The organism is Alteromonas lipotrueiana (assembly GCF_019249245.1).
In the GTDB taxonomy this organism is placed as follows: domain Bacteria; phylum Pseudomonadota; class Gammaproteobacteria; order Enterobacterales; family Alteromonadaceae; genus Alteromonas; species Alteromonas lipotrueiana.
The window spans coordinates 35,510-58,397 of record NZ_JAESDK010000025.1; the positions used below are offsets into that span (position 1 = coordinate 35,510).

Annotated in this window: 18 protein-coding genes; 11 read left to right on the forward strand and 7 right to left on the reverse strand. The window is 44.3% G+C overall.

All coding sequences use genetic code 11. From position 1 onward, the window contains the following. Positions 1-212: 212 nt before the first annotated feature. The 9 genes from JK130_RS14970 to JK130_RS15010 all read left to right on the forward strand — a co-directional run bounded on the left by JK130_RS14970 (position 213) and on the right by JK130_RS15010 (position 10,814). Entirely contained in the window at positions 213-875 is a 663-nt protein-coding gene (locus tag JK130_RS14970) for a PspA/IM30 family protein (protein WP_218355136.1), read from the forward strand. Positions 876-890: 15 nt separating this feature from the next. Next, positions 891-1,094, forward strand: coding sequence for a PspC domain-containing protein (locus JK130_RS14975; protein ID WP_218355137.1), 204 nt, complete (start codon positions 891-893; stop codon positions 1,092-1,094). Then, on the forward strand, positions 1,094-1,438 hold the full coding sequence (locus tag JK130_RS14980) for a hypothetical protein (RefSeq protein ID WP_218355138.1): 345 nt from the start codon (positions 1,094-1,096) through the stop codon (positions 1,436-1,438). Before JK130_RS14975 ends, JK130_RS14980 begins: the two co-directional genes overlap by 1 nt. A gap of 97 nt (positions 1,439-1,535) precedes the next feature. Beyond that, a complete protein-coding gene (locus JK130_RS14985; protein WP_218355157.1) occupies positions 1,536-2,525 on the forward strand; it encodes a DUF2333 family protein in 990 nt (329 codons plus the stop codon). A gap of 3 nt (positions 2,526-2,528) precedes the next feature. Beyond that, a complete protein-coding gene (locus tag JK130_RS14990) occupies positions 2,529-3,284 on the forward strand; it encodes a TIGR04219 family outer membrane beta-barrel protein (RefSeq protein ID WP_218355139.1) in 756 nt (251 codons plus the stop codon). Positions 3,285-3,395: 111 nt separating this feature from the next. Then, the gene (locus JK130_RS14995) at positions 3,396-5,222 is read left to right on the forward strand and encodes an assimilatory sulfite reductase (NADPH) flavoprotein subunit (protein ID WP_218355140.1); all 1,827 of its coding nucleotides are present in this window, start codon (positions 3,396-3,398) and stop codon (positions 5,220-5,222) included. After that, a complete protein-coding gene (gene cysI / locus JK130_RS15000) occupies positions 5,222-6,940 on the forward strand; it encodes an assimilatory sulfite reductase (NADPH) hemoprotein subunit (RefSeq protein WP_218355141.1) in 1,719 nt (572 codons plus the stop codon). The genes JK130_RS14995 and cysI overlap by 1 nt, the downstream gene beginning before the upstream one ends. Next, complete coding sequence (locus JK130_RS15005; protein ID WP_218355142.1) at positions 6,933-7,679, forward strand: phosphoadenylyl-sulfate reductase; 747 nt, start codon at positions 6,933-6,935, stop codon at positions 7,677-7,679. Before cysI ends, JK130_RS15005 begins: the two co-directional genes overlap by 8 nt. Before the next feature lie 897 nt (positions 7,680-8,576). Further along, complete coding sequence (locus JK130_RS15010; protein WP_218355143.1) at positions 8,577-10,814, forward strand: bifunctional diguanylate cyclase/phosphodiesterase; 2,238 nt, start codon at positions 8,577-8,579, stop codon at positions 10,812-10,814. On the opposite strand, the gene JK130_RS15015 is transcribed toward JK130_RS15010, so the two are convergent. From JK130_RS15015 to JK130_RS15035, 5 genes are all read right to left on the reverse strand, one after another. Next, positions 10,811-11,404 carry a uracil-DNA glycosylase family protein gene (locus tag JK130_RS15015; protein WP_218355144.1) on the reverse strand — a complete coding sequence of 198 codons (594 nt, stop codon included), beginning with the start codon at positions 11,402-11,404 and terminating at the stop codon, positions 10,811-10,813. The two genes, JK130_RS15010 and JK130_RS15015, sit on opposite strands and share 4 nt — an antisense overlap. Before the next feature lie 147 nt (positions 11,405-11,551). Continuing rightward, the gene (gene sthA / locus JK130_RS15020; RefSeq protein WP_218355145.1) at positions 11,552-12,982 is read right to left on the reverse strand and encodes a Si-specific NAD(P)(+) transhydrogenase; all 1,431 of its coding nucleotides are present in this window, start codon (positions 12,980-12,982) and stop codon (positions 11,552-11,554) included. 137 nt (positions 12,983-13,119) lie between these two features. Continuing rightward, the gene (locus JK130_RS16795; RefSeq protein ID WP_218355146.1) at positions 13,120-14,889 is read right to left on the reverse strand and encodes a sensor histidine kinase; all 1,770 of its coding nucleotides are present in this window, start codon (positions 14,887-14,889) and stop codon (positions 13,120-13,122) included. 96 nt (positions 14,890-14,985) lie between these two features. Next, a complete protein-coding gene (locus JK130_RS15030) occupies positions 14,986-17,241 on the reverse strand; it encodes a GGDEF/EAL domain-containing response regulator (RefSeq protein ID WP_218355147.1) in 2,256 nt (751 codons plus the stop codon). Between the two features lie 278 nt (positions 17,242-17,519). Next, on the reverse strand, positions 17,520-18,647 hold the full coding sequence (locus tag JK130_RS15035) for an acyl-CoA desaturase (protein WP_218355148.1): 1,128 nt from the start codon (positions 18,645-18,647) through the stop codon (positions 17,520-17,522). 219 nt (positions 18,648-18,866) lie between these two features. Here JK130_RS15035 and fabR point away from each other — a divergent pair, with 219 nt between their 5' ends. After that, a complete protein-coding gene (fabR, locus tag JK130_RS15040; protein WP_218355149.1) occupies positions 18,867-19,514 on the forward strand; it encodes an HTH-type transcriptional repressor FabR in 648 nt (215 codons plus the stop codon). A 12-nt stretch (positions 19,515-19,526) separates the two neighbouring features. Here fabR and trmA read toward each other — a convergent pair whose 3' ends face one another. Further along, entirely contained in the window at positions 19,527-20,627 is a 1,101-nt protein-coding gene (gene trmA / locus JK130_RS15045) for a tRNA (uridine(54)-C5)-methyltransferase TrmA (RefSeq protein WP_218355150.1), read from the reverse strand. Between the two features lie 153 nt (positions 20,628-20,780). Here trmA and JK130_RS15050 point away from each other — a divergent pair, with 153 nt between their 5' ends. Beyond that, positions 20,781-22,016, forward strand: coding sequence for a DUF5610 domain-containing protein (locus tag JK130_RS15050; RefSeq protein WP_218355151.1), 1,236 nt, complete (start codon positions 20,781-20,783; stop codon positions 22,014-22,016). Positions 22,017-22,059: 43 nt separating this feature from the next. On the opposite strand, the gene JK130_RS15055 is transcribed toward JK130_RS15050, so the two are convergent. Beyond that, complete coding sequence (locus JK130_RS15055) at positions 22,060-22,524, reverse strand: RNA recognition motif domain-containing protein (RefSeq protein ID WP_218355152.1); 465 nt, start codon at positions 22,522-22,524, stop codon at positions 22,060-22,062. Positions 22,525-22,888: the final 364 nt, after the last annotated feature.

Consider the following 22,888-nt stretch of genomic DNA (forward strand, 5'->3'; position numbering starts at 1 on the left):
TGGCTAAATTACCATTTGTACCGTGAAAGCAACTATCGTTTCACTCTTTAATAAAAACCAGGGTCGACTGTTACCTGAAGTATTGTTGATAACAAAGCTTAGTAAACAGTAACTTATATCCTTTGGGTGGTATTTTTTATAACTATTATTGAGAGTTTTTGCGCGGTGCTATGGCCAGATTAACCCCGCGACTTTACCTCCAGGAGGCTACTATGGGACTATTTTCAAGAGCATCGGATATTGTTAACTCAAACCTTAATTCTTTACTGGATAAAGCTGAAGATCCCCAAAAAATGCTCAGACTCATCGCAAGCGAAATCGAAGCGTCGATTAAGCTGGCTCGTGATAGCAGTGTGCAGCATATAAGCGCACGTAAGCAGATTGAGCGAACACGGCTGCAACAGCAACGAGCTGCTCAACATTGGCAACAGCAAGCTCACCAGCTGGTAGAGCAAGGTAACGAACCCCAGGCACGCGTTGCACTAGCCAAAAAGCATCAGTGCGATACACAACTAGCGCAATTACAGCACGATGCGAATCATCACAAAAGTGCCCTTGAGCAATTAGATGAAGACATCACGCGGTTACAACATGCCCGCGCGCAAGCGAAAAAACGAGTGCGAGAATTAACGCCGAAGACTGAAGTGACACGCCGCTCTGCTAGTAACTTGTATTCAAACGCTTCAAACGCCAGTGACGTGGCTAAAATTCAGCAACAGGTTGAACAATTCCAGTCACGCATAAATCGGTATTCAATCACATCAGACACTCAGCATGTGACCGAAGCATTTAACACGTTGCAACGTAATAACGCGATAGAGCAAGAACTTGCTGAGCTAAAACAAAAACGCGCAAGTGCGTCTGCCTTAAATTAGTAATGGAGTAAGAAAATGAAAACTGTTCATTCAGACAAACGTGTTCATCGTATTATGAGCCAGTCAGTCGTTAGTGGTGTATGTGCAGGGTTAGCCCGGTATTTGGGTATCGATGCTCTGTGGGTAAGAATTGCTACTGTGGTGGCCTTGCTTATGATGCCCGCACTTACCATTGTGGCTTATCTTGCTGCGGTCATTATTTTGCCACGGTGGTCCTGATGAAAAATTTTTTTATCGCAATTATTATCGCAATGGGGGCGGCGTGGGCCCTGGGCGGAGCTGTTGAACGGTGGTTTGATATTTCGATGCATTTTAATAATCATCTGCTGGCACCGCTTGATGGGTTGGTGGTTTTTTTAGTGCTGGCAGTTGTGTTTGCAATAATAGGCTTTATAGTGGCGATAAGTATGGTCGGAGCACTTATACTGGGCATGGTTGCTGCGATAGCCGCTTTGGCGGTGTTCGGTGTTAGTTTATTTTGGCCCGTATTGCTGGTGGTGGCTATGGTAATGGTCGTTCGTTCAATAAGCCGAACTGAGTCCAGTCATCCCCACAGCTTGTAAGTGTTCACACCGCAATTTAAAACAGGTTTGAAAGCTGCCCGAAAGCGATTATTCTGGTGGCTGTCTGTTATCTCTAATAAGGAAAGCAAAGTTGAGCATCAAACAACATCTTAATGCGAAACGTATCGGCGCTGTGGTGGCCCTGCTATTAATTATCATCTGGGCAATCGGGTGGTACTGGAGTCTTTCCCCTTCAACCTTTGATGTGAAAAATCGGGTGGCAGCACAGGCTCAAAGTCGTGCACATACAGAAGTGCCTGGTTATACCATGACCACAACAATGATAATGGTCGCTGAAACATTGTTAGACAAACCAGGTGGATACTTATCAAACGATGTTATGCCTCCCGGCGTTTTGCTTGACGATATGCCGGCCTGGGAGTTTGGCGTATTAGAGATGACCCGAGATTTGGCAATGTCGATGCGTAAGGATTTTAGCCGCTCGCAGTCTCAATCGGTTGAGAACAAACATATCTCTAAAGCGGTTCCGCAGTTTAATATGGATCATAAAAACTGGATGTTTCCAGAAGCTGAATCCAGCTACCGCAAAGGTATAGATTTACTTTATGCCTATCGCGCTGAACTGGTTGATCCGAATAATCGCAGCAGCCAGTTTTATACCCGCGCCGATAACTTGCGCGAGTGGATAAAAATGGTAGAAAAGCGACTTGGAAGTTATTCGCAGCGTTTAAGTGCCAGCGTAGGCTCAGCCAGAATAAATACAGATATGGCCGGGCAACGTAATGCCAAAAATAAGGCGCAGGTTTCAGAAAGTCATGTTCAGACCAGTTGGTGGAAACTGGATGATGTGTTTTTTGAAGCAAAAGGCGCATCATGGGCTATGCTTCAATACTTAAAAGCCGCAGAAATTGAATTTGCAGATGTGCTTGAAGATAAAAACGCGCTGGTAAGTTTACGTCAAATTATCCGCGAGCTTGAAGCTACACAACAAACTGTCTGGAGTCCTATGATTTTAAACGGGGATGGCTTTGGTATGATGGCCAACCATTCACTGGTTATGGCTAACTATATTTCTCGTGCAAATGCTGCACTTATTGAACTTTCTGAATTAATGAATCAAGGATAAACAATGAAAAAACGCATTATGGCCCTGGCATTAGCAGGTTCATTTGCCGCTACACCGGTTTTGGCAGATACCATTGCCGGTGTTTACGTGGGCGCGCAGGCGTGGCGAAGCACCACCGAGGGTGGGTTCGCTGATAATAACAATACCGCAAACTTTAATTTAGCAGATGAAACTCAGTCTTCTGGCTATATTGCTTTTGAACATCCGGTTCCGTTTGTTCCAAACATAAAGCTTAATTATACGACGTTAGATACTGAGGGTAATACACAGCTTGATTCCGGTTTTACTTTCGAGGGCGACTTATATACTGCCGATAGCGACGTTTTTACGGGTATAGATCTAAACAGTACCGATATTATTTTGTATTACGAACTGTTTGACAACGACCTGGTAAGCTTTGATGTAGGCATTAACGGCAAATACGTTGATGGCGTTTTAAGTGTGCAGGACGAAGACAGCGCAACCCGGGGGTCAACTGATTTCTCTGGGGTCATTCCTATGGCTTATTCGCGGGTTCAGGTGGGCTTGCCTTTCACCGGGTTAGGTGCTTATGCCGAGGGCAGCTATCTTTCGTTTGATGATCATAAGTTTAGCGATTATCAAATTGCATTAACCTATTCGTTTATTGAAAGTTTGGCGGTCGATATGACCGTTCAGCTAGGTTATCGCAACATAGAAATGGACATTGAAGATCTGGATAATGTCTATGCAGACATGTCTTATGATGGTGCCTTTGCCGGCTTAGAATTGCACTTCTAGACCTAAAAGTTTTGGTTTAATCACTTTAGGTAATAAAAAAGGCATAATAATTCTTATCTCTTCTTGCATAAACTCGTTAGCCTTAGCATATCAAATTGAGGCTAATGAGTTATGTCACAAGATTCTAATCAAAATACAACACCCACAGCGGTGATAAACGAACAACAGTGGAATGCAATTACTCAGGCTATTGCGGGTTTAAATCGCGATCAGCTTACCTGGGTAAGTGGATACATGGCCGGAATGGCAGCCTCATCAGGTGCGGGCGCAGGCCAGGCGCCGGTAGCCGGACCTGTTGCAGCCACTAATACTCCCACATTAACTATTTTGTATGGCTCGCAAACGGGCAATGCAAAACATCTTGCTCAGGCATTACAAAGTAAAACAGAGGCGGCTGGATATAACAGCAAGCTTGTGAGTATGGCTGATTACAAGCCCCGGCAACTAAAGAGCGAAACTCATGTTGTCGCTTACGTAAGTACCCATGGTGAAGGCGACGCGCCTGATGATGCAGTTGAGCTGCATGAGTTTTTAGGTGGCAAAAAAGCGCCTAGTCTCAATAATCTGAAGTATGCAGTACTAAGTCTGGGCGACAGCAGCTATGAGTTTTTCTGCCAAACCGGAAAAGACTTTGACAGTCGTTTGGCCAAGCAAGGGGCCACGGCAATTATTCCTCGCGAAGATTGTGACGTTGACTATGAAGCACAGGCTGAAAGCTTTGCTGAAAAGCTAGTCGCCAGTTTAAAAGATGATTTAGCAGGTGCCCCAACCGATCAAGCCGTAGCCGTTCAAACCGGTGCAGCGGTGACCTCTGGAGCTACCAGCACCTACACTAAAAAAGCGCCCTTCGCTGCAACATTACTAGAAGCTCAGAAAATCACTGGCAGGGATTCGGTCAAAGACATTCAGCATATCGAAATAAGCTTAGAAGACTCGGGCATTACCTATCAGCCAGGCGATGCATTGGGGGTATGGTTTAAAAATGCACCGGCACTGGTAACAGAGTTGTTGTCTTTGGTCAAACTGTCTGCCGAGGAAAAAGTGGAGGTGGCCGGTAGCACCATGACGTTGCAGGAGGCCCTGACCGAAAAATTAGAGCTGACATTAAGCTATCCCAATTTTATTAAAGCCTATCAGACGAGCACCGGTTCAGAAAGTCTGGCTACGCTGCTTGAAGATAAGGCCACCTTACGCACTTATATGGCCGAACGTCAGATTGTCGATATTGTTCGGGATCATCCTGGTGAGATTAGTGCGCAGCAACTTGTAGAAACTCTGCGCCCGCTTACTCCGCGCCTGTACTCTATAGCGTCGAGCCAAAGTGAAGTAGAAGATGAGGTTCATCTGACCATTGCTCACGTTGACTACGAGGCTTTTGGTGTTCGCCATCAAGGTGGTGCGTCTGGCTATTTGTGTGAGTACTTGGCCGAAGGCGGGGAAGTTGAGGTTTTTGTTGAACATAATGACAATTTCAGACTACCTGAAAACCCGGAAACTCCTATCATTATGGTTGGGCCGGGTACCGGGATTGCGCCTTTTCGAGCATTTATGCAAGAGCGTGATGCCCAGGACGCATCAGGTAAAAATTGGCTGTTCTTCGGTAATCCTCACTTTACTCAGGACTTTTTGTATCAGGTTGAGTGGCAGGGTTATGTAAAAAGTGGGCTTTTGAATAAAATTACGCTGGCTTTCTCGCGCGATCAGGCTGAAAAAGTTTATGTTCAGCACCGTTTGCTTGAGCAAGGCAAACAGGTCTTTGAATGGCTTGAACAGGGCGCACACTTTTATGTTTGTGGCGATGCGATGCATATGGCCAAAGACGTGGAAGCAGCCCTATTAAGTATTATCGGGCAATACGGCAATAAGAGCGAGAAAGATGCAAAGGCGTATCTGGTCGCTTTACGTAAAGCCAAACGTTATCAGAAGGATGTCTATTAATGAGCAATGAAAAATCACCATTTATCGTTGAAGGCAAGCTGGCTGACAACGAGCGATTAAAAGCGCAAAGTAATAATTTACGCGGCACCATAGCAAACGATTTGCAGGATGACCTGACCGGAGGCTTTACCGCAGATAACTTCCAGCTGATTCGGTTTCACGGTATGTATCAACAGGATGACCGTGATATACGTGCAGAACGGATGAAGCAAAAGCTTGAACCTTTGCACAACGTGATGCTGCGCGCACGGTTACCTGGTGGCATTATTACTCCTACCCAATGGCAGGAAATTGACCGGTTCGCAGATGAGCATACCTTGTACGGAAGCATTCGCCTGACTACGCGTCAAACCTTCCAGTTTCACGGTGTGTTAAAGCCAAATATCAAATTGATGCATCAAACACTCAATAAGGTAGGCATTGACTCTATTGCTACTGCAGGGGATGTTAACCGCAATGTGTTGTGTACCTCTAACCCGGTAGAGTCAAAGCTGCATTTAGAAGCCTACGAATGGGCGAAGAAAATCAGTGAGCACTTACTACCAAGAACCCGTGCTTATGCCGAAATATGGCTCGATGGCGAAAAGATTGAAAGTACCGAAGATACGGTTGAACCTATTTTAGGCGACAATTATTTGCCGCGTAAATTTAAAACGACTGTGGTTATTCCGCCGCAAAACGATGTTGATGTGCATGCCAATGATCTGAACTTTGTTGCCATAGCCGAACAAGGCAAGTTGGTTGGTTTTAATGTATTGGTGGGCGGCGGTTTGGCGATGACCCATGGTGATACCTCAACGTACCCGCGTAAAGCAGACGATTTTGGGTTTATCAGCGTAAATGATACGTTGGCCATTGCCGAGGCGGTGGTTTCAACACAGCGCGACTGGGGCAACCGGGTTAATCGCAAAAATGCTAAAACTAAATATACCCTTGAGCGGGTGGGTGTTGACAACTTTAAAGCCGAAGTTGAAAAACGTGCCGGAGTAACGTTTGCGCCTAGTCGTGAATATAGCTTTACCACACGTGGCGACCGGTTTGGTTGGGTTGAAGGCATTGACGGTAAGTTTCATCTGACTGTATATATCGAAAACGGCCGTATTATCGACAAACCCGGCAAGCCGCTAAAAACAGGTTGTCTTGAAATTGCAAAAATTCACAAAGGCGATTTTCGGCTTACCGCGAACCAAAACCTGATTATTGCCGGCGTAGCGCCCGATAATAAAGATAAAATTGAAGCACTGGCGCGCGAACATAAGCTGATTGAAGATAATGTCACTTCACAGCGGCTTGACTCAATGGCCTGTGTATCTCTGCCAACCTGTCCTTTGGCCATGGCTGAAGCAGAACGGTATTTACCAGAAGCTATTGAGCGTATGGAGTCGTTGCTCAAAAAACATGGTATCGGTTCACAAAGTATTATCTTTCGTATTACTGGTTGTCCCAATGGTTGCGGGCGCTCTATGCTATCGGAGGTTGGTTTGGTGGGCAAAGGACCAGGCAAATACAATCTACACATTGGCGGCGATCGCGAAGGCACGCGTATCCCCAGGATGTATCGGGAAAACATTAGCGAAGACGAAATATTTGCAGAGCTTGATACGCTTATCGAGCGCTGGGCAAACGAACGCGAAAACAATGAATCGTTTGGCGACTATGTAATACGCGCCGATATCATTAAACCCGTTGTAAACTCAGCAAGTGATTTTTATGACTAATATCCAAACCGATATCGATCAGCCACTTTCTTTACAAGCCTCTGCCGATGAACTTGCTTGGGTCAACGAGCAGTTACTACAACGCAGCGCCGCGCAGCGTATTGCCTGGGCTCTCAAATACTTGCCGGGTGAACATATTGTGTCTTCGAGTTTTGGAGCACAATCTGCGGTCATGCTGCATCTTTGTACTCAGGCTAAAGCCGATATACCGGTGGTTTTGACAGATACAGGCTACTTGTTTCCTGAAACATACGGGTTTGTAGATGAACTAAGTGAACAGCTGCGGCTTAATCTGCATGTTTATCAGGCCCCATTGTCTGCGGCGTGGCAAGAAGCGCGCTACGGACGACTGTGGGAGCAGGGTGTCGATGGTATTGAAAAATACAATCGTATAAACAAAGTTGAGCCCATGCAGCGGGCGCTGAAGACGCTACAAGCGCAGACCTGGTTTGCCGGTTTGCGTCGAAGTCAGTCAGACAGCCGGGAAAACTTGCCCGTGCTACAAAAGGTTGCAGGTCAATACAAGTTGTATCCTATTATCGACTGGAGCAACAAAGACCTGCATTACTACCTTAAAGAACACAACCTGCCTTATCATCCGCTATGGGAGCAGGGTTATGTCTCAATTGGTGACTGGCATACCACTCAGTCGTTGCAAGAGGGAATGAGCGAGCAGGACACTCGTTTCTTCGGACTAAAACGTGAGTGTGGTTTGCATGAATTCGGAGATGGTATTTAAACCTCATAAAAGACAACATGGGAAATCATGTTGTCTTTTTTCTCGTTTAAACACGTCAAAATTCATATCTGCTGCTGTGCCGCCTTTCAAAACATTGTATCCCCAGCATTACGGTTTTTACTCTTTTTCTACAGCCAACTCTTTATAGAGGCTATGTACCGCGTAACCGTGGTGAATTGCCAATACCAAGTAAAATATTAGATTAATCTTATTTAATATGAGTAATTAATTTGGTATTATTTTGAAGCATCACGGCGATGCCAGAGATTATTTCCAAAAGTAAAAATCACCTGTTTTGGTTAGTTTTTTACTCAATTTATACATAGAAATCGATATATGAACCTTTCAACGTATCAGATCCCCACGCGGCTTATCTGGCTTTAGGATGTCAATGTATATCTACTGAATTGTCTGTTTAATGTGTCAATTCAAAGGGGGATGGCATTGTTAATAAAGACGTTTTATTCAATCGTTCAGATGGCTGTCGAAGACTATCGAAATTGTGTTGCTATCAGAACTGATGTTTATTTGTCATCTCTAACCTACTTTTTCCCACATTTTATTTTACAAGAGCGTCTTATGTGCCAATGAGTGACGAGCACTGAAACAGCATAAGAAGGAGCGGTATTTGAGATACCGGTAGCCAAAGATGATCACGTTTGATGCAAACCTCATCGGCAAAATAGCTGCGATACACAACTAAAGTAGGATAGGCCAATGTGGCCAAAAACCTGTCGTTCTGCGTATTGTTAGTATTCTTATTTGGTAGTGGCGCTACAAAAATTTGCCTTTGGTATCGGACTTTGTGCTACAGATAAAACTGTTCCATTGCGGGTTTTTGTAATTCCCGGTATAGAGCGTTCGACAGACTGTTGCGGTAGTAAGGACTCTCCGACAATGACACACATTTACGGTGACAACGACAAGCTGGTTTTTCTGGACGAAGATGCGCAGGCGTCTGAATCGGGGCTGTCCGAAAAATTCTGGAATGTATTGGTGGTCGATGATGACGAAGAAACGCATACCATCACGCGTCTGTCTCTGGCGAATCTTGTTGTAAATAAACGCCAGCTTAATTTTCTGCACGCGTATAGTGCTTCCCAAGCCCGGGAAATGCTACTTCATCATGGTTCGCAGATTGCGGTTATATTGCTAGATGTTGTAATGGAGACCGATGATGCAGGTCTTGTTCTGGTTAAATATCTACGTGAAACGTTAGGTCTTGAAGAACCGCGCATTGTATTGCGAACGGGGCGGCTAAGTAACGCACCTGAGCAGTCGACCATTATCGATTACGATATTAATGATTATAAAATCAAAACCGAATTTACCCGCAATCAATTGATAACTACCATTGTGGCCTCAGTCCGTGCTTATCAACATATTATTACCATTAACCAAAATCGGGTAGGGTTGCGAAAAATTATTGACGGTTCTGCAAACCTGCTTGAAGAACACTCAATAAAAGAATTTTGTGAAGGTGTGGTGACTCAGCTGGCTTCGCTACTGGGTTTAGAAGCTGAAGGGCTAGTTTGTGCGAAAGCAGGTTCAACCATAGGCAAAGATTTAGAAACAGTCTATATCTTAGGAGCCGCGGGCAATTTTGCGCCATTGATCAGTCAACCATTAACATTGCTGGATGATGTTCTGATCACCGATAATATCCAGCGATGTTTACGGCAAAAACAACATATTTTCGATGCGGGTTTTTCGGTACTTTATCTGCATAAAGCAGGCTTTGAAGCAGCGGTCTATGTGAACATGACTCATGACCTGAGTGCCAATGATAAACAGTTATTAGAGTTGTTTTTATCCAGTATCTCAATTGGGTATGAAAACGTTCATTTGTTTCAGCAGTTACGTAATGCCGCGTTTCGTGACTGGTTAACCCGACTGCCTAACAGAAACGAATTTATCAATCTGCTTGAGAGACCAAGTTCAGACAGCCATACATCAAGAACAGTCGCATTGATCGATATCAGTCGTTTTGCAGATATCAATGACGGTTTAGGGCAAGATGCAGGTAACGCGCTGCTGGTATCAGTGGCCACACGACTATGTTCTTTTTTCGACAGCTCAATTGATAAAGCTCGTATCAGTAGCGATATTTTTGGTCTGGTGGGTTTATCTTCAAAAATCTCTCCACAGCACATTAATGATTTGTTTGAGTCGTCTTATCAGGCGCTGGAACATACCATTCCACTAAACGTTCATATCGGGCTCTATGAGCTTCCCAGCCAAAAAGAAACCGGACTTGAGATTCTTAAACGAACTAATATTGCTTTAAATCGTGCGAAAAAACGGCATCAGGATAATTTTGAATACTACGCACCTGAAATAGAAGAGCGTACAATTTTGCGCCTGAGCATGATTCGACAACTGCGCAACGATTTTGCTGACCGAAAGCTACAGCTTTGGTTTCAGCCACAAATAAACTTATCTACGGGTAATATTATTGGTGTAGAAAGCCTACTGAGGTGGCCAGATGGACAGGGTGGTTTCACGTCGCCGGCGGTATTTATTCCTATGGCCGAATATTCAGGTTTAATTGTAGACATTGGTCAGTGGGTACTTGATGAATCTTGTCGCCGCATCCAAAGTTTAACTCAGGCCGGATACCGTGAGGTAAGGGTGGCAGTGAACATATCAATGCCGCAATTCAGAGACCGGCTCTTTGTAGATAAAGTAAAACAGGCTTTGGCGCGTTTTGCCTGTATTCCCTCGCAACTCGAATTAGAAATTACAGAAAGTGTGGTAATGGACGAACCGCAGATTGTGATAGATGCGTTGGATAGCCTCAAAGCACATGGCGTATCTATTGCAATTGACGACTTTGGTACCGGGTTTTCTTCAATGAGTTACTTACAGCACTTACCGTTGGACAGGCTCAAAGTCGATCGTTCTTTTGTTAACGATATTCAACCCGGAAAAACCGCGGTAATTGCTGAAACCATCGTGAGCTTAGGCAATAAACTTGGCTTAAGTACCATTGCCGAAGGGGTAGAGCGGGTTGAACAGGCTGATTATATGAAACAGCTGGGCTGTATTGAAGCACAAGGCTATATGTATGCCAAACCTATGCCTTTTGATGCGCTTATTAACCACCTTGCAGCAAGACAAGCATCAACACACTAATGCTCAATCAAGGCAGCAACGCGCGCCTTTAGTTGAGGGACGATAGAGGTTTCAAACCACGGGTTTTTAGTTAACCAGCGATTATTACGCCCGGATGGATGAGGTAATATCATAAACTTACTGTTTTTATTGGCTTCTATTTCTACGCCTGATGTCAGCGTCTTGTACTCTTTGCAGTAATATTGCTGAGCATAACGGCCCACAAGCAGGATTAAATCGGGTTTGATGTAGGACATTAGCAAATGATGCCAGGTAGGCGCACACTCTTTGCGAGGCGGCGCATCAGCGCCATTTTTGTAGCCAGGAAAACAAAATCCCATAGGAATTAACGAAATTAATGAGGTGTCGTAAAATACCTCGCGGTCAACGCCCATCCAGCTTCGTAATCGGTCTCCACTCCTATCGTTCCACGGCATGGCGGTATCATGAGCAACAATGCCAGGCGCCTGACCTACCACTATAATACGACTTTGCGGTGATGCAGCCAAAACCGGACGCGGGGGTTGGGGAAGCTGGCTTTGACACAAAGTACACTGTCGAACCCGGCCCATCAGGCGCAAAAACTCACTGTCGTTAGTTTCACCGGCCATTATCTTCACCCCCCTATCATTGCGCCTCCATCAATCTCGGTATGAATAAGAGGCAACTTTGACAATCTTACTTTCTGATAAACGGTAACCTGCAACGCAGGCCTACCGGATGTTAGCTATTAATAACAAACTTGTATTTCAATATGTCTAAAATATGCGGTTGAGTCCATTTAACGCCGCCACTCGATAGGCTTCAGCCATTGTAGGGTAATTAAATGTGGTATTTACAAAGTAATCCAACGTATTGGCGTCACCTTTTTGCTGCATAATTGCCTGGCCTATATGAACTATTTCAGAGGCACGCTCACCAAAACAATGAATACCAAGAATTTCTTTGGTTTCCCGATGAAATAAAATTTTCAGGCTACCTACCTGGGTGGAGGCAATCTGAGCCCGCGCAAGATGTTTAAACTGAGCTCGACCCACTTCGTAGGGCACCTTCATTTCGGTTAATTCCTGCTCGGTTTTGCCCACTGAGCTTATCTCCGGAATGGTATAAATGCCGGTAGGGATATCCTCCACCAATCTCGAATTTGCTTTTCCATCCAGCATGGCTTCGGCGGCAAAACGACCTTGGTTATATGCTGCTGATGCCAGGCTTGGATAACCAATAACATCGCCTACAGCAAAAATATTGTCGATTTCAGTTTGATAGTGCTCGTTTACTGATATCTGACCGCGGGCATCGGCTTTAAGACCGACGGCGTCCAGGTTGAGCATATCGGTATTGCCGGTACGACCGTTTGCAAACAAAAGACAGTCGGCGCGCATACGTTTACCCGAGTCCAAATTTAATACCACACTGTCATCTCGTCCTTCGACCGAGGCATAGGTCTCATTGTTGCGGATAACCACGCCGTTGTTCCACAAGTGATAGCTAAGAGCATCAGAGATTTCAGCGTCCAGAAAAGACAGCAGGCGTTCGCGCATATTAACCAGGTCCACTTTAACCCCCAGCCCTCGAAAAATACTGGCATATTCTGATCCTATGACACCTGCTCCGCAAATGATGATAGATTTTGGATCGTGGGTCATATTTAAAATGGTGTCAGAGTTGTAAATGCGCGGATGAGAAAAATCGATGTCTTCCGGGCAATAGGGTCTTGAGCCAGTAGCTAACACAATTTGACGGGCGGTAACAGTTTCATAAGAGCCATCATTGCGAGCGATATGCAATGTGTGTTTATCAGCAAAGCGTGCTTCTCCATAAAACAAAGTCACGCGGTTACGGTCGTAAAACGATGAACGAAGTTTTGACTGACTTTGAATAACGCCACTGGCATGGCGCATAATTTCTGAAAAACTGACACTTCTATTGATATGATTTTCTGAAAACAACGGTGTGTTGTTGTACTCAATGAGTCGGCTTACTGAATGACGTAAGGCTTTTGATGGAATAGTTCCCCAGTGTGTGCATCCGCCTCCTACCGCTTCATAACGTTCGATAACCGCGACATCTTTTCCGGCTTTTGCCAATTGCATAGCAACACCTTCGCCCCCGGGACCTGTACCTATTACCACCGCGTCAAACTGATACTTGGGAGTAGACTTTTGTTTTGAAGAGGTCTTTTTTGTCATAGTTAAAACTCGCTATGTCGCTTAAATTATGAATGTATTTACGTACGCTAAAAGCAGAAAAATCGGGCAGTTTTTAATAAGGTGCTGTGTTTTTGCTTGTAATGTTAGCATATGAACGATGCTTACGGGGACGTGTATTAATCAGGCTGACTTACACTTAAAGGCAAAATAAGTTCAAACTGAGTCCCTCCTGACGCAGGGGCGATAACCTGAATTTTTCCTTCCATAATCTGACATACCCATTGATGCACCAAGTGCAAGCCAAGGCCGGTGTTTCCCTGTTGACGATTGCTGGTGATAAAGGGTTCAAAAAGCGTGTTTTGTACCTCTTCATTCACACCCTGACCATTGTCCGTGACCGTTAATACAACATGCTGGTCACGCTGCTGTACTTCAATGGTAATGGCGGGTTTTTTTACGTGTTCGAAAGCATGATGCATGCAGTTATTAATCAGGTTTTGAAGAACTTGCGACAATATACCTGGAAAGCTGTGCATATAAATGGTTTTAGAGCACACAATTTCAATGTTTACATTGTGCTGTTTAAGTTGAGGTTGCATCGCTCTTAATAAATCATGAATACACTGATACAGATTGAACTGCGAGCAATTTTCGCTGGTTCTGTCGACTGCCAGGCGTTTAAAGCGTTTAATAAGGTTACTGGCACGCTGTAAATTAGACAAAGCTAAAGCAGATGATTCTGAGGTAGCCTGCAAATAATGATCTAAAGAGGATTTTTTTAAACCTTGTTTAATGTCTCTTTTTAAGTCTTCTAAACGAACCTGCATATCGCTTACTGACATTAACGCGGCGCCTAGTGGGGTGTTCATTTCGTGAGCTACACCCGCAACGAGCATGCCTAAAGATGCCATCTTTTCAATTTCAACAAGCTCCTCACGCAATTGACGCTGTACTGCAAGCGTGTCGGCTAACTCGTCTTTTTCAAGGTTTAATTCGGTGGTTAGCTTTTGCAGTGCAAGACCTAATGAAATTTCCCGATACAGCAAAATACAACCTAATAAAAAAACCAAAGAGCCGGTGATTAAAGCCGGTAGCAACGCTCGTTCGACCATATGTCCGTAATGACTGGCCGGTGTTTGTGCGATAAAAAATATTCTTTCGCTATCACCTTTTTTTTCACTATAACGAATGCGAGTATGATTGGCGCTATAGACATTCCCTTCGTCAGCTAATTTGACCGATACCGCTGTATTGGTGCGCAGCGGCTCCCACAAGCGCGGATTGTTTATAGGTAGGCTGGCGGGTTTGGTTTTAAGATCAGAGCTCCATTCAAGAGCTTTGTCTGAGTGCAGCAACCAACTATGATCATCATAAGCAATGAGCAACCCCGTGGTAGTCTGGCTTAAGGTTGCCAGAAAGGAGAATAAAGAGGTCAGCCGAAAATTAACCACCAGATAGCCCTCGCCCAGCGGGTGGGTTGGGGGACTATGGATTAACGCGCGAACAGTAGGCTCAAACGGGTGAATTATTTGACCGTTTTCTACATTCAAGTTGATTTTGCTCAGTATTAACTGGCCGGGTAAGGTTTGACTGATTTTTTTAAAATATGCCCGGTGTTGTTTATTCTGTAACTCCTGAGGCGTCACGTTTTTTGTTTCTAAACCAGTGAAATTTGTTCTGAACAGTTCATTGCCCTGAAGGTCCATCCAACGAATTTGTGAAACCCGGGGTAATGTTCCGCCCACTTTCTTGAATACTTCTTCTACCTGGTTTGCAGACTTATCGGTGCGGGTTATGAGGTCTTGTAAGTGCGAGGCAACTAACCTCATACTGTTACGTAAATCGCCCAACTCACGGCTAAAGTAAGAATTGGCTGACGACAGCGTATTAAGGTGTTCGGTCTCTAACTGCTCAAGCTGGTTTTGTAAGCTCTTTTCGTATTGCACAAAACCTGAGAGAAACGCCAGAAATAGAATACATAAAACCCACCACCATAGACGGGCTTGTTGCACAAAATAGGAATAATACTGTTTCAACGCCGCTTAACCAGAATGAGATTCTATCAACAATGAACGAAACTGGTGAAAGGGGATGGGCTTAGAAAATAAAAAGCCCTGGCCCACGTGATAGCCATTTGTAGTAAGAATATCACGCTGGTTTTCTGTTTCTATTCCTTCGGCAACCACAATGGCGCCAAATTGTTCGGCAAATGTTTTTACCATTTTTATAACTGCAAGCGCACTGTCTTTTTCATTGCCTTCTAACTGAGCAACAAAGCTTCGGTCAACCTTCAATACCGTGGCGGCCAGCTTGGTAAAATGCGCAAGTGATGAATAACCGGTCCCAAAGTCGTCAATACTTACCGTAACGCCCATGCCCACCAGTTTGCTTAATACCTTAGTTACCGTTTGATAATTTTGCATAGCCTGGGTTTCGGTTATTTCAATTTCCAGTAACGAAGACGTAAGTTTTGATGTGCTGAGTCTATTTTCAAGCGCAGTAATAAAGTCGGGGGTGAGTAAATCCAGATTAGAAACATTGAATGAAATAGGCAAAGCACAATTTAACGATTGCAGATTGTCTAGATCGTCAAATACAGTTTCCATAACCTGTGTATCAATTTGGGTAATCAAGCCGGAAGTTTCGGCCAGCGCAATAAACTTATCAGGGGGGAGTAAGGTTTGGTCGTCGTATTGCCAGCGAACCAGCGCTTCGGCGCCGCAAATTCTGCCTGTGTGTAAGTCAAATTTTGGTTGGTAATAAACCTTCAACTGACCTTTATTACTGATAGCATCGCGTAGATGTTTAAGCAGCGTGAACCGGTTTTCGAGCGAGTGAAGTAAGTGGGCGCTGTAGTAACCCACCGACTGACCGTCTCGGTTGGCCTCGTGCAGGGTTGCTTCGGCAAGGCGAATTGCCTGTTCTGCATCTTCGCCTGCTACCAGACCCATGTCCAGGTTTGCTATCGATAACTGCGTTCGGTGTTCTATTCCGCTTAATACCAGTACCTGCTCTGACATAGCCTGCAATGTACTTTTATTTGGTACATTTGACTTAGCAACCAAAATAGCCAGGCAATCTTCATCAAGGCGAACAATAGCCTGATGACTACCAACTTCACACCGCAATCGGTCAAACAGACTTGTCATCATTGCCTGCATAAACTCACTACCAAGTATAATTTCACTGGTAAAATAATCGTTTACTCTAAATAGCAGCAATACCAGGTTTCGACGCTCGGTTTGCGAGGTCGTTTGCAACTCGCGTTCTAGCCAGTTGCGATTAGGTATTGCCAGCTTAGTGTCATAATACGCCAAGGTGGTAAGTTTATTTAGCAGAGCCAGGTTTGTGAATCCATTACCTATGTTCTGGCTAAAAACCATTAACAGAGTAATGTGGCTTATTTGTAAAGCCGCAACAGATTTGACAATAATTAAATATCGTCGGTTGTCCAAATCCTGAGTACTAAAGTACAGTACCGTCCATTGACCATTGAACTGGTGTTCCTGTTCGGTTACCGCACATTCAATACAGTGGTGTAACTGTTGTGTTTCTTCTTTGTCTAGCGTACCTAACAGTTCGTTTAACGAGGTTGCTTTACGCTGAGCAAACTCTCCACTGGCTGCCACAATTGGGCTATAGTTGACTGACATTGATTGGGGGTAATGAATACAAGCCACACCGCCGCTTTCTTCAACTTCAATAATGCGAGTAATTTCTTGTAATACGGTATCAGAAAAGCTATGAATTTCCTGGCGGGCTGTAATGCTTCTTGATGCATCGACAATCATTTGTAAACCGCGCTTGGCGACAGCCAGCTCGTGAAGAGAGTCCCAGGTTTTTACATTACTGGTAACAACACTGCGCAGCTTTTCTGCGGTCAAATCGACTTTATTCCAATACTCGTCTACATCAAAATCGCGCATGGTATCAAAACGCGGCGCTAACCCAGGCTGGCCTGTTAACAGTACAATTCTTACTAATTCGTTGCCAATGACATTGCGAATAGTATTAACTAAAAATAGTCCTGCATCATCATGCTCCATTACTACATCTAATAAAATGACCGAAATATTGTCGTTTTCAGCGATAACTTTTGCCGCTTGCGCTGCCGAACTGGCGGTAAGAAGTCGGATGGGGGCGTTATTGACTATAAGCCCCTTGAGACCTAAAGATAAAGACTGTTGGTAGCCAGGGTCGTCCTCTACGCTTAATATCACCCATTCAGAATTTAAGTCTGAATGTAAGGAAGGAGGATCTGTTTCTTCTGCAAAGCTAAACAAAGCATCATTATTCATAGTGGTGTCCTGCCATGGTGTACTCCCTGACTTACAACAAAACCAACATGCAGTTACTTCTTATAAAGCATTGATGTACATATAACATACGTAATGCTTAGTGTGGTCTAAAATAGATAAAACGCAAATATAGCTTAGGTTTTATTATTGAGCTTTGGGTGATTTTTCCGTAGCTGTTTATACAACAAATCAGCAGGAAAAGCTCACCCCGCAACAAGCATAAAAAAAGCGCGTTTTGTAATAAACGCGCTTTCATTCATGGCCTTGCTTTACTCTTTTCAGGCGAGGGCAAAATTTGTACTTTGTAACTTAAGCCATTTTTCACGCTGCAAAGCCAGACTGTTTTTTAACTCTTTGTAGTTAAAGTCTAATTCAATACGCTCAACGCTGCGTTTTATGCATTTTTGACGTACTTTCATTAACCGTTTTTTGGCCGTATAGTAATCAGACATTCTTTGCATAAGAAGATCGTATTCTTCCTGAATCTTTTGCATGATCTCTTCAGCATTGGGCAGCTGCGATACTTTTTCACTGGCTTGCTGCAATTGCATAGCAATACGTGCCTTCTCTATACGTTCTTCAGGCACCCGGCGCAAGTTATAGGTCATACCCATATAAGCCAAACCCCTTATTAACCATTTTGTCGGATCAAACTGATACCAGCGAATACCGTTACGATAGTCATATTCAAAAATATGGTGATAATTATGGTATCCCTCCCCAAAGGTGAAAAATGCCAGCACCCCATTATCACGGGCAGTATTTTTGTCAGTATAAGGCTGACGACCCCAAAAATGCGCCAATGAATTGATGAAGAAGGTTACGTGGTGAACCATTACCAAACGAAACACACCCGCAAATAATATCATGCCAAGAATGTCGCCGTTTAACCAACCTAAAAACCCGGTAATACCAAAGTTAGAAATCAGAACAATAGGTAAGTAATATTTATGCTGCCACATAACCACAGAATCTTTCTGTAAGTCTTTACAGTTACGGTAATCATCATAGCGATGCGACTGATACTCTCGAAGCATCCAGCCAATATGCGCAAACCACAAGCCCTTGCGAGCCGAGTATGGGTCTTTGTCATTGTCATCAACATAACGGTGATGGATGCGGTGGTCAGAACACCAGTGCAAAATGCTATTTTGCAAGGCCATGGCTCCGCCTATTGCCAGCACAACCCGAACCACGATATTGGCATCGTAGGTCTTGTGCGACCACAACCGGTGGTAACCGGCGGTAATCGACATACCGGTAAAGTAGAACAGCACCACAGCGGTGATAATTTCAACGGCATCAAAGCCAATGTAGGCAGCCCAAAGGGGCACACCAACGAATGCAATAGCTCCGGTAACAATAAATACCAGAGCGTTTGTCAAAATAATGGGTGGTTTTTTCATTAATCACAACTCAGCTTACAACTGTTCGCTAATTTAGCGATAAATACCGTGTTAGTAAAGCAAAACGGCCCTTTTTTACCATAAAGTATACGTTAAAATTGTTTAAAAAACGCGTTAGAAAAGTATACCGGAGGAAATGCGAAGTTAAACAGTAAGATATCTAAGGTCGAGCTTTATACGCAACTGAGGTAAACTAGTGCTGATCTTCAGGAGGTTAATTTGAGTCGACAAGAACAAAAACAAAAAACTCGCCAAAGCATTATTTTAGCGGCCTTTTCGTTGCTTGATGACAACCGCAGTTTGTCGGCGATTAGCTTACGCGAAGTTGCCCGGGCCGCGGGTATTGCACCCACCTCATTTTATCGTCACTTTAAAGATATGGACGAATTAGGCTTAACATTGGTTGATGAAGCGGGCCTCGCTTTACGCCAGCTGATGCGACAGGCGCGAAGCCGGATTGATTCTGGCGGCGGGGTTATTGATACTTCGGTAGATACTTTCATCGAATTTATATGTGCCAACGCCAATGTTTTTCGTTTGTTATTGCGCGAACATACGGGGACGTCTGCCGCTTATCGTATGGCGGTGCTGCGCGAAATTCAGCATTTTGTTGAAGAGCTGGCAGACTATATAGTAGAGCGACAAGCTATTGACCATGGCATTGCCAGTTTGCAATCAGAGTCGATGGTTCGCCTGGTGTTTAGTGCTGGTGCTGAAACATTAGAGGCTGAACCCTCGATGCGCAGTGAAATTGGGCGCCGTGTAAAAGCTCAGCTGCGCTTTGTACAGCTAGGCGCCGCGGCTTACTCTGAGCGTATGTCTCATCATAAAAACCGCTCAGGTGTAACGCGAAACGAGGCCCGTTAGCCTCACTCAGTGTCATTTGGTAATACGCACCAACTTAACCCCGGTTTCAATATGGTGAGTAAACGGGAACTGGTCAAACAATGCAGCGGCTTCTATACGATGCGTTTTAGAAAGTTGGGACAGGTTTTGGCTTAGCGTATCGGGATTACACGAGATATAAACAATTTCTTCATAGTCCTGAATCATCTTAAGTGAGTCATCATCCAAACCTGCGCGGGGCGGGTCAACCAGCACCGTAGCAAAATCGTATTCGGATAAATTAATGCCTTCCAAGCGTTTAAACTCTCGCTCGCCACGCATCGCCACGGTGAAGTCCTCGGCAGCCAGGCGCACAATATCGACATTCGTAATATTGTTGCGGGCAATATTGAATTGCGCGGCCGTTACCGAGGGTTTGGCAATCTCGGTACCGATTACTTTTCGATACTGACTGGCCATAGGCAAAGAAAAATTCCCGGCGCCACAATAAAGTTCAAGCAAATCCCGTTCGGGCTCTCCGCAAACCTTTAATGCCCACTCAATCATGTCGCAGTTCACTTTAGCATTGGGCTGGGTAAAACTATTTTCTATATGTTTAAATTCGTATGTGCGCTGGTTGACCGGAAGTTGTTCAATGATAAAGTCGTTACCCAGCACTTCTTTTTGTTTTCGGGCACGACCAATCAAATTAACTTTAAAGTTCTGACGCAATTGCTGTTGCAGCTGGGCGGCAGCACGTTTCCACTGCTCATCTAATGGCTTATGGTAAAGCAAACTAATCACCAGCTCTTCACTGAGGCCGCTTAAATAATCTATTTGAAACAACTTTCTACGCATTACCGGATTGTCTTTTAGTAGCGACATTATCTCTTGCATCGCTGCGTTGATTGTTTTGCTTGCTGCTGCAAATTGATCGACCCGGTATTTCTCTTTGGTCTGAGAATCAAACATGATGTGATATAAGTCATCGCCTTCATGCCACACTCTGAATTCGGCCCGCACTCGATAGTGTTCGGGTTGCGAGGCATAAATTTCTATCTCAGGTGCATTAAATGGAGCCAGTAATGTATGCAACCGATCATGCTTTTGCTGTAATTCAATAGTGTATTGCGTGCTGCTACTAGTATCAGCCATGCGTGGTTCTCCTAATGACCCAAATAATGAAGGAGCCGAATTGTAGTAGCTTTTACTCACACTGCAACGGATTTCACTAATGTGCTGTACTAAAATTAAACAATGCGGGCAGCCTGCCGATAACCTTCAGGTGAGAGGAGTGAGGACCTAGCCATGAATATAGACAAGTTAAACAACACCACGCCAGACGCCAAAAGTATTACAGATCCGGTAAAGGCGCACAAAAAACAATTACAGGAACAAGGGCTAAAGCAGGCGGTTCAGTTTAGCCAACAGGAAACTACCATCAGCATGACCGCTGCCCAGAATAGGGTGAGCTATAAAGTAGTAAGTCAATCAATGTCAGAAAATCTGGTGATTGACGGTCAGCGTCCCGGTAAGCCCGACCCTCTGCCAGAAAAGACCAGCGGCTTCGACTTTGAAAAGGTGGCCAAAAACGTAATGGGTTTTGTCGGGGGAGTTATTCGGGGCGCCGCCTCTGCGGGGGCACCTGACGATAAATTACAAACCTTGTTTGGCCAGGCTCGGGATGGGGTGGCCAGAGGTATTAGTCAGGCCCGCCAGGATTTGGGGGACTGGTTGAATGATGACATTAGTCAGGGCATTGATAAAAGCGAGTCTTTAATTGGCGAGCAAATGGGCGCATTAGAGCAAGAAATTTTGAACGTTAATCCGTTGGCAGGTGGCCAGGTTTCAGAGCTGGCATATTCGCAACAGCAACAACGCAACAGCAGCTTAGTTATACGCACCCGTGAAGGAGACGAAGTCAATATTCGTTTTACTGATTTACAGCGCGCGAGTGTCGAACAGCTGGAGTACCGACAAAATGTGCGCTCCGACGCTGGTGAAGCAGCTTCTACCATGCTTGAAAATAGCAACGTGGGCGCTTACAGCGAGATTCAGTGGCAATCGGCAAGTAGTTTTCGCTTTTCAGTAGAAGGTGATTTAAACGAACAAGAGCTTAAAAGCATTACTGATTTGGTGAACAATACATCCGATTTGGCCAAGCTGTTTTTTGATGGTGACATAGACAAAGCATTTGAACAGGCGCAAGGGCTGAACTTTGATAAAGAGTCTTTAAGTGGCTTTACCCTGCAGTTAACTCAGGTTCAAAGTTCGTATATGGCAAAAGCGTATGGCAGTGTACAAGAACTTGCTCAACCCGTAGCCGGCGAACCTCGAAATAAAGCAATAGCAGAGTATGTGCAAAAAATGCTGAATAACCAGGAAGACGCGAAAGCCACTTTAGCAGAACAAGAAGATTTCAGTAGTTTGGTACAGGAGATTATCAAACAGATGCCTGAAGTTCAGGTGCCAGATTTGATTAGTGCCATCAATCGATTCAATCAGTTTAATCGCAATATAACGAATGCATTAAAATCTGATTAAGTTTGCTGTAAAAAAAAACCTGGGGGCTCCCAGGTTTTCTAAACTATTCTTCGTCGCCCTTTTCTTTAGCGGGCCGAACTTTTAAGGTTCGTTCCAAAAAGATTTTGTCGTTCAGTTCGGCGATAGCTTTATCTACATCGGTGGTGACGACCTCGATAAATCCATATCCTTTGCGTTTACCAGTTCGGCGATCTTTCATAAGCCTGACTGACTGTACGTGAACAAAGCTACTAAAATACTCCTTAACGGCATCTTCATTTGCCTTGTAGGGTAAATTACCTACATAAAGTGTTGCAGTTTCTCCCGTTGCTGCTTGTTCTTGATTGGGTACGCTAGGCGATGAACCAAATAAAGAAGCAATATAAGGAGAAGCAATACCACTTATAAGCAAAAAAGCTGCTATGACTAGTGATACATTTGTTTCCATATCCAAAGATGAAAATATCACAAAGCCAATAACCGCGATAATTGCGCTCACAATAGCGCAGTGAATAAAGCCAACTTTCATAAACCTACCTTTATATTGTTATAGATGATACTTGGAGGCTGTCGATAGTTTACTCATTTGTAATAAAATGAACAACATTCTGTTACTGAGATAGACTAAATCGGAAGTCTAGCACAGGTTTTGTTGGAAAAATGGGCATTTAAAACAAAAATATACAAAAGATGCGTAAAAGTGTTTGAAAGGGGTTGACCGTTTTATTTCCTCATGTAGAATGCGCTCCACTTCGACGGGACAGGCCAAACGGCAACACAGAAGAAGGGTTATCAGTCAGGCTACAGAGCAACGCTGGTAACGGTTTTTAGCTTCAAACACTTTTAGAAAAAACTTTCAAAAAGATGTTGACGCAGAAAACGAAACGCGTAGA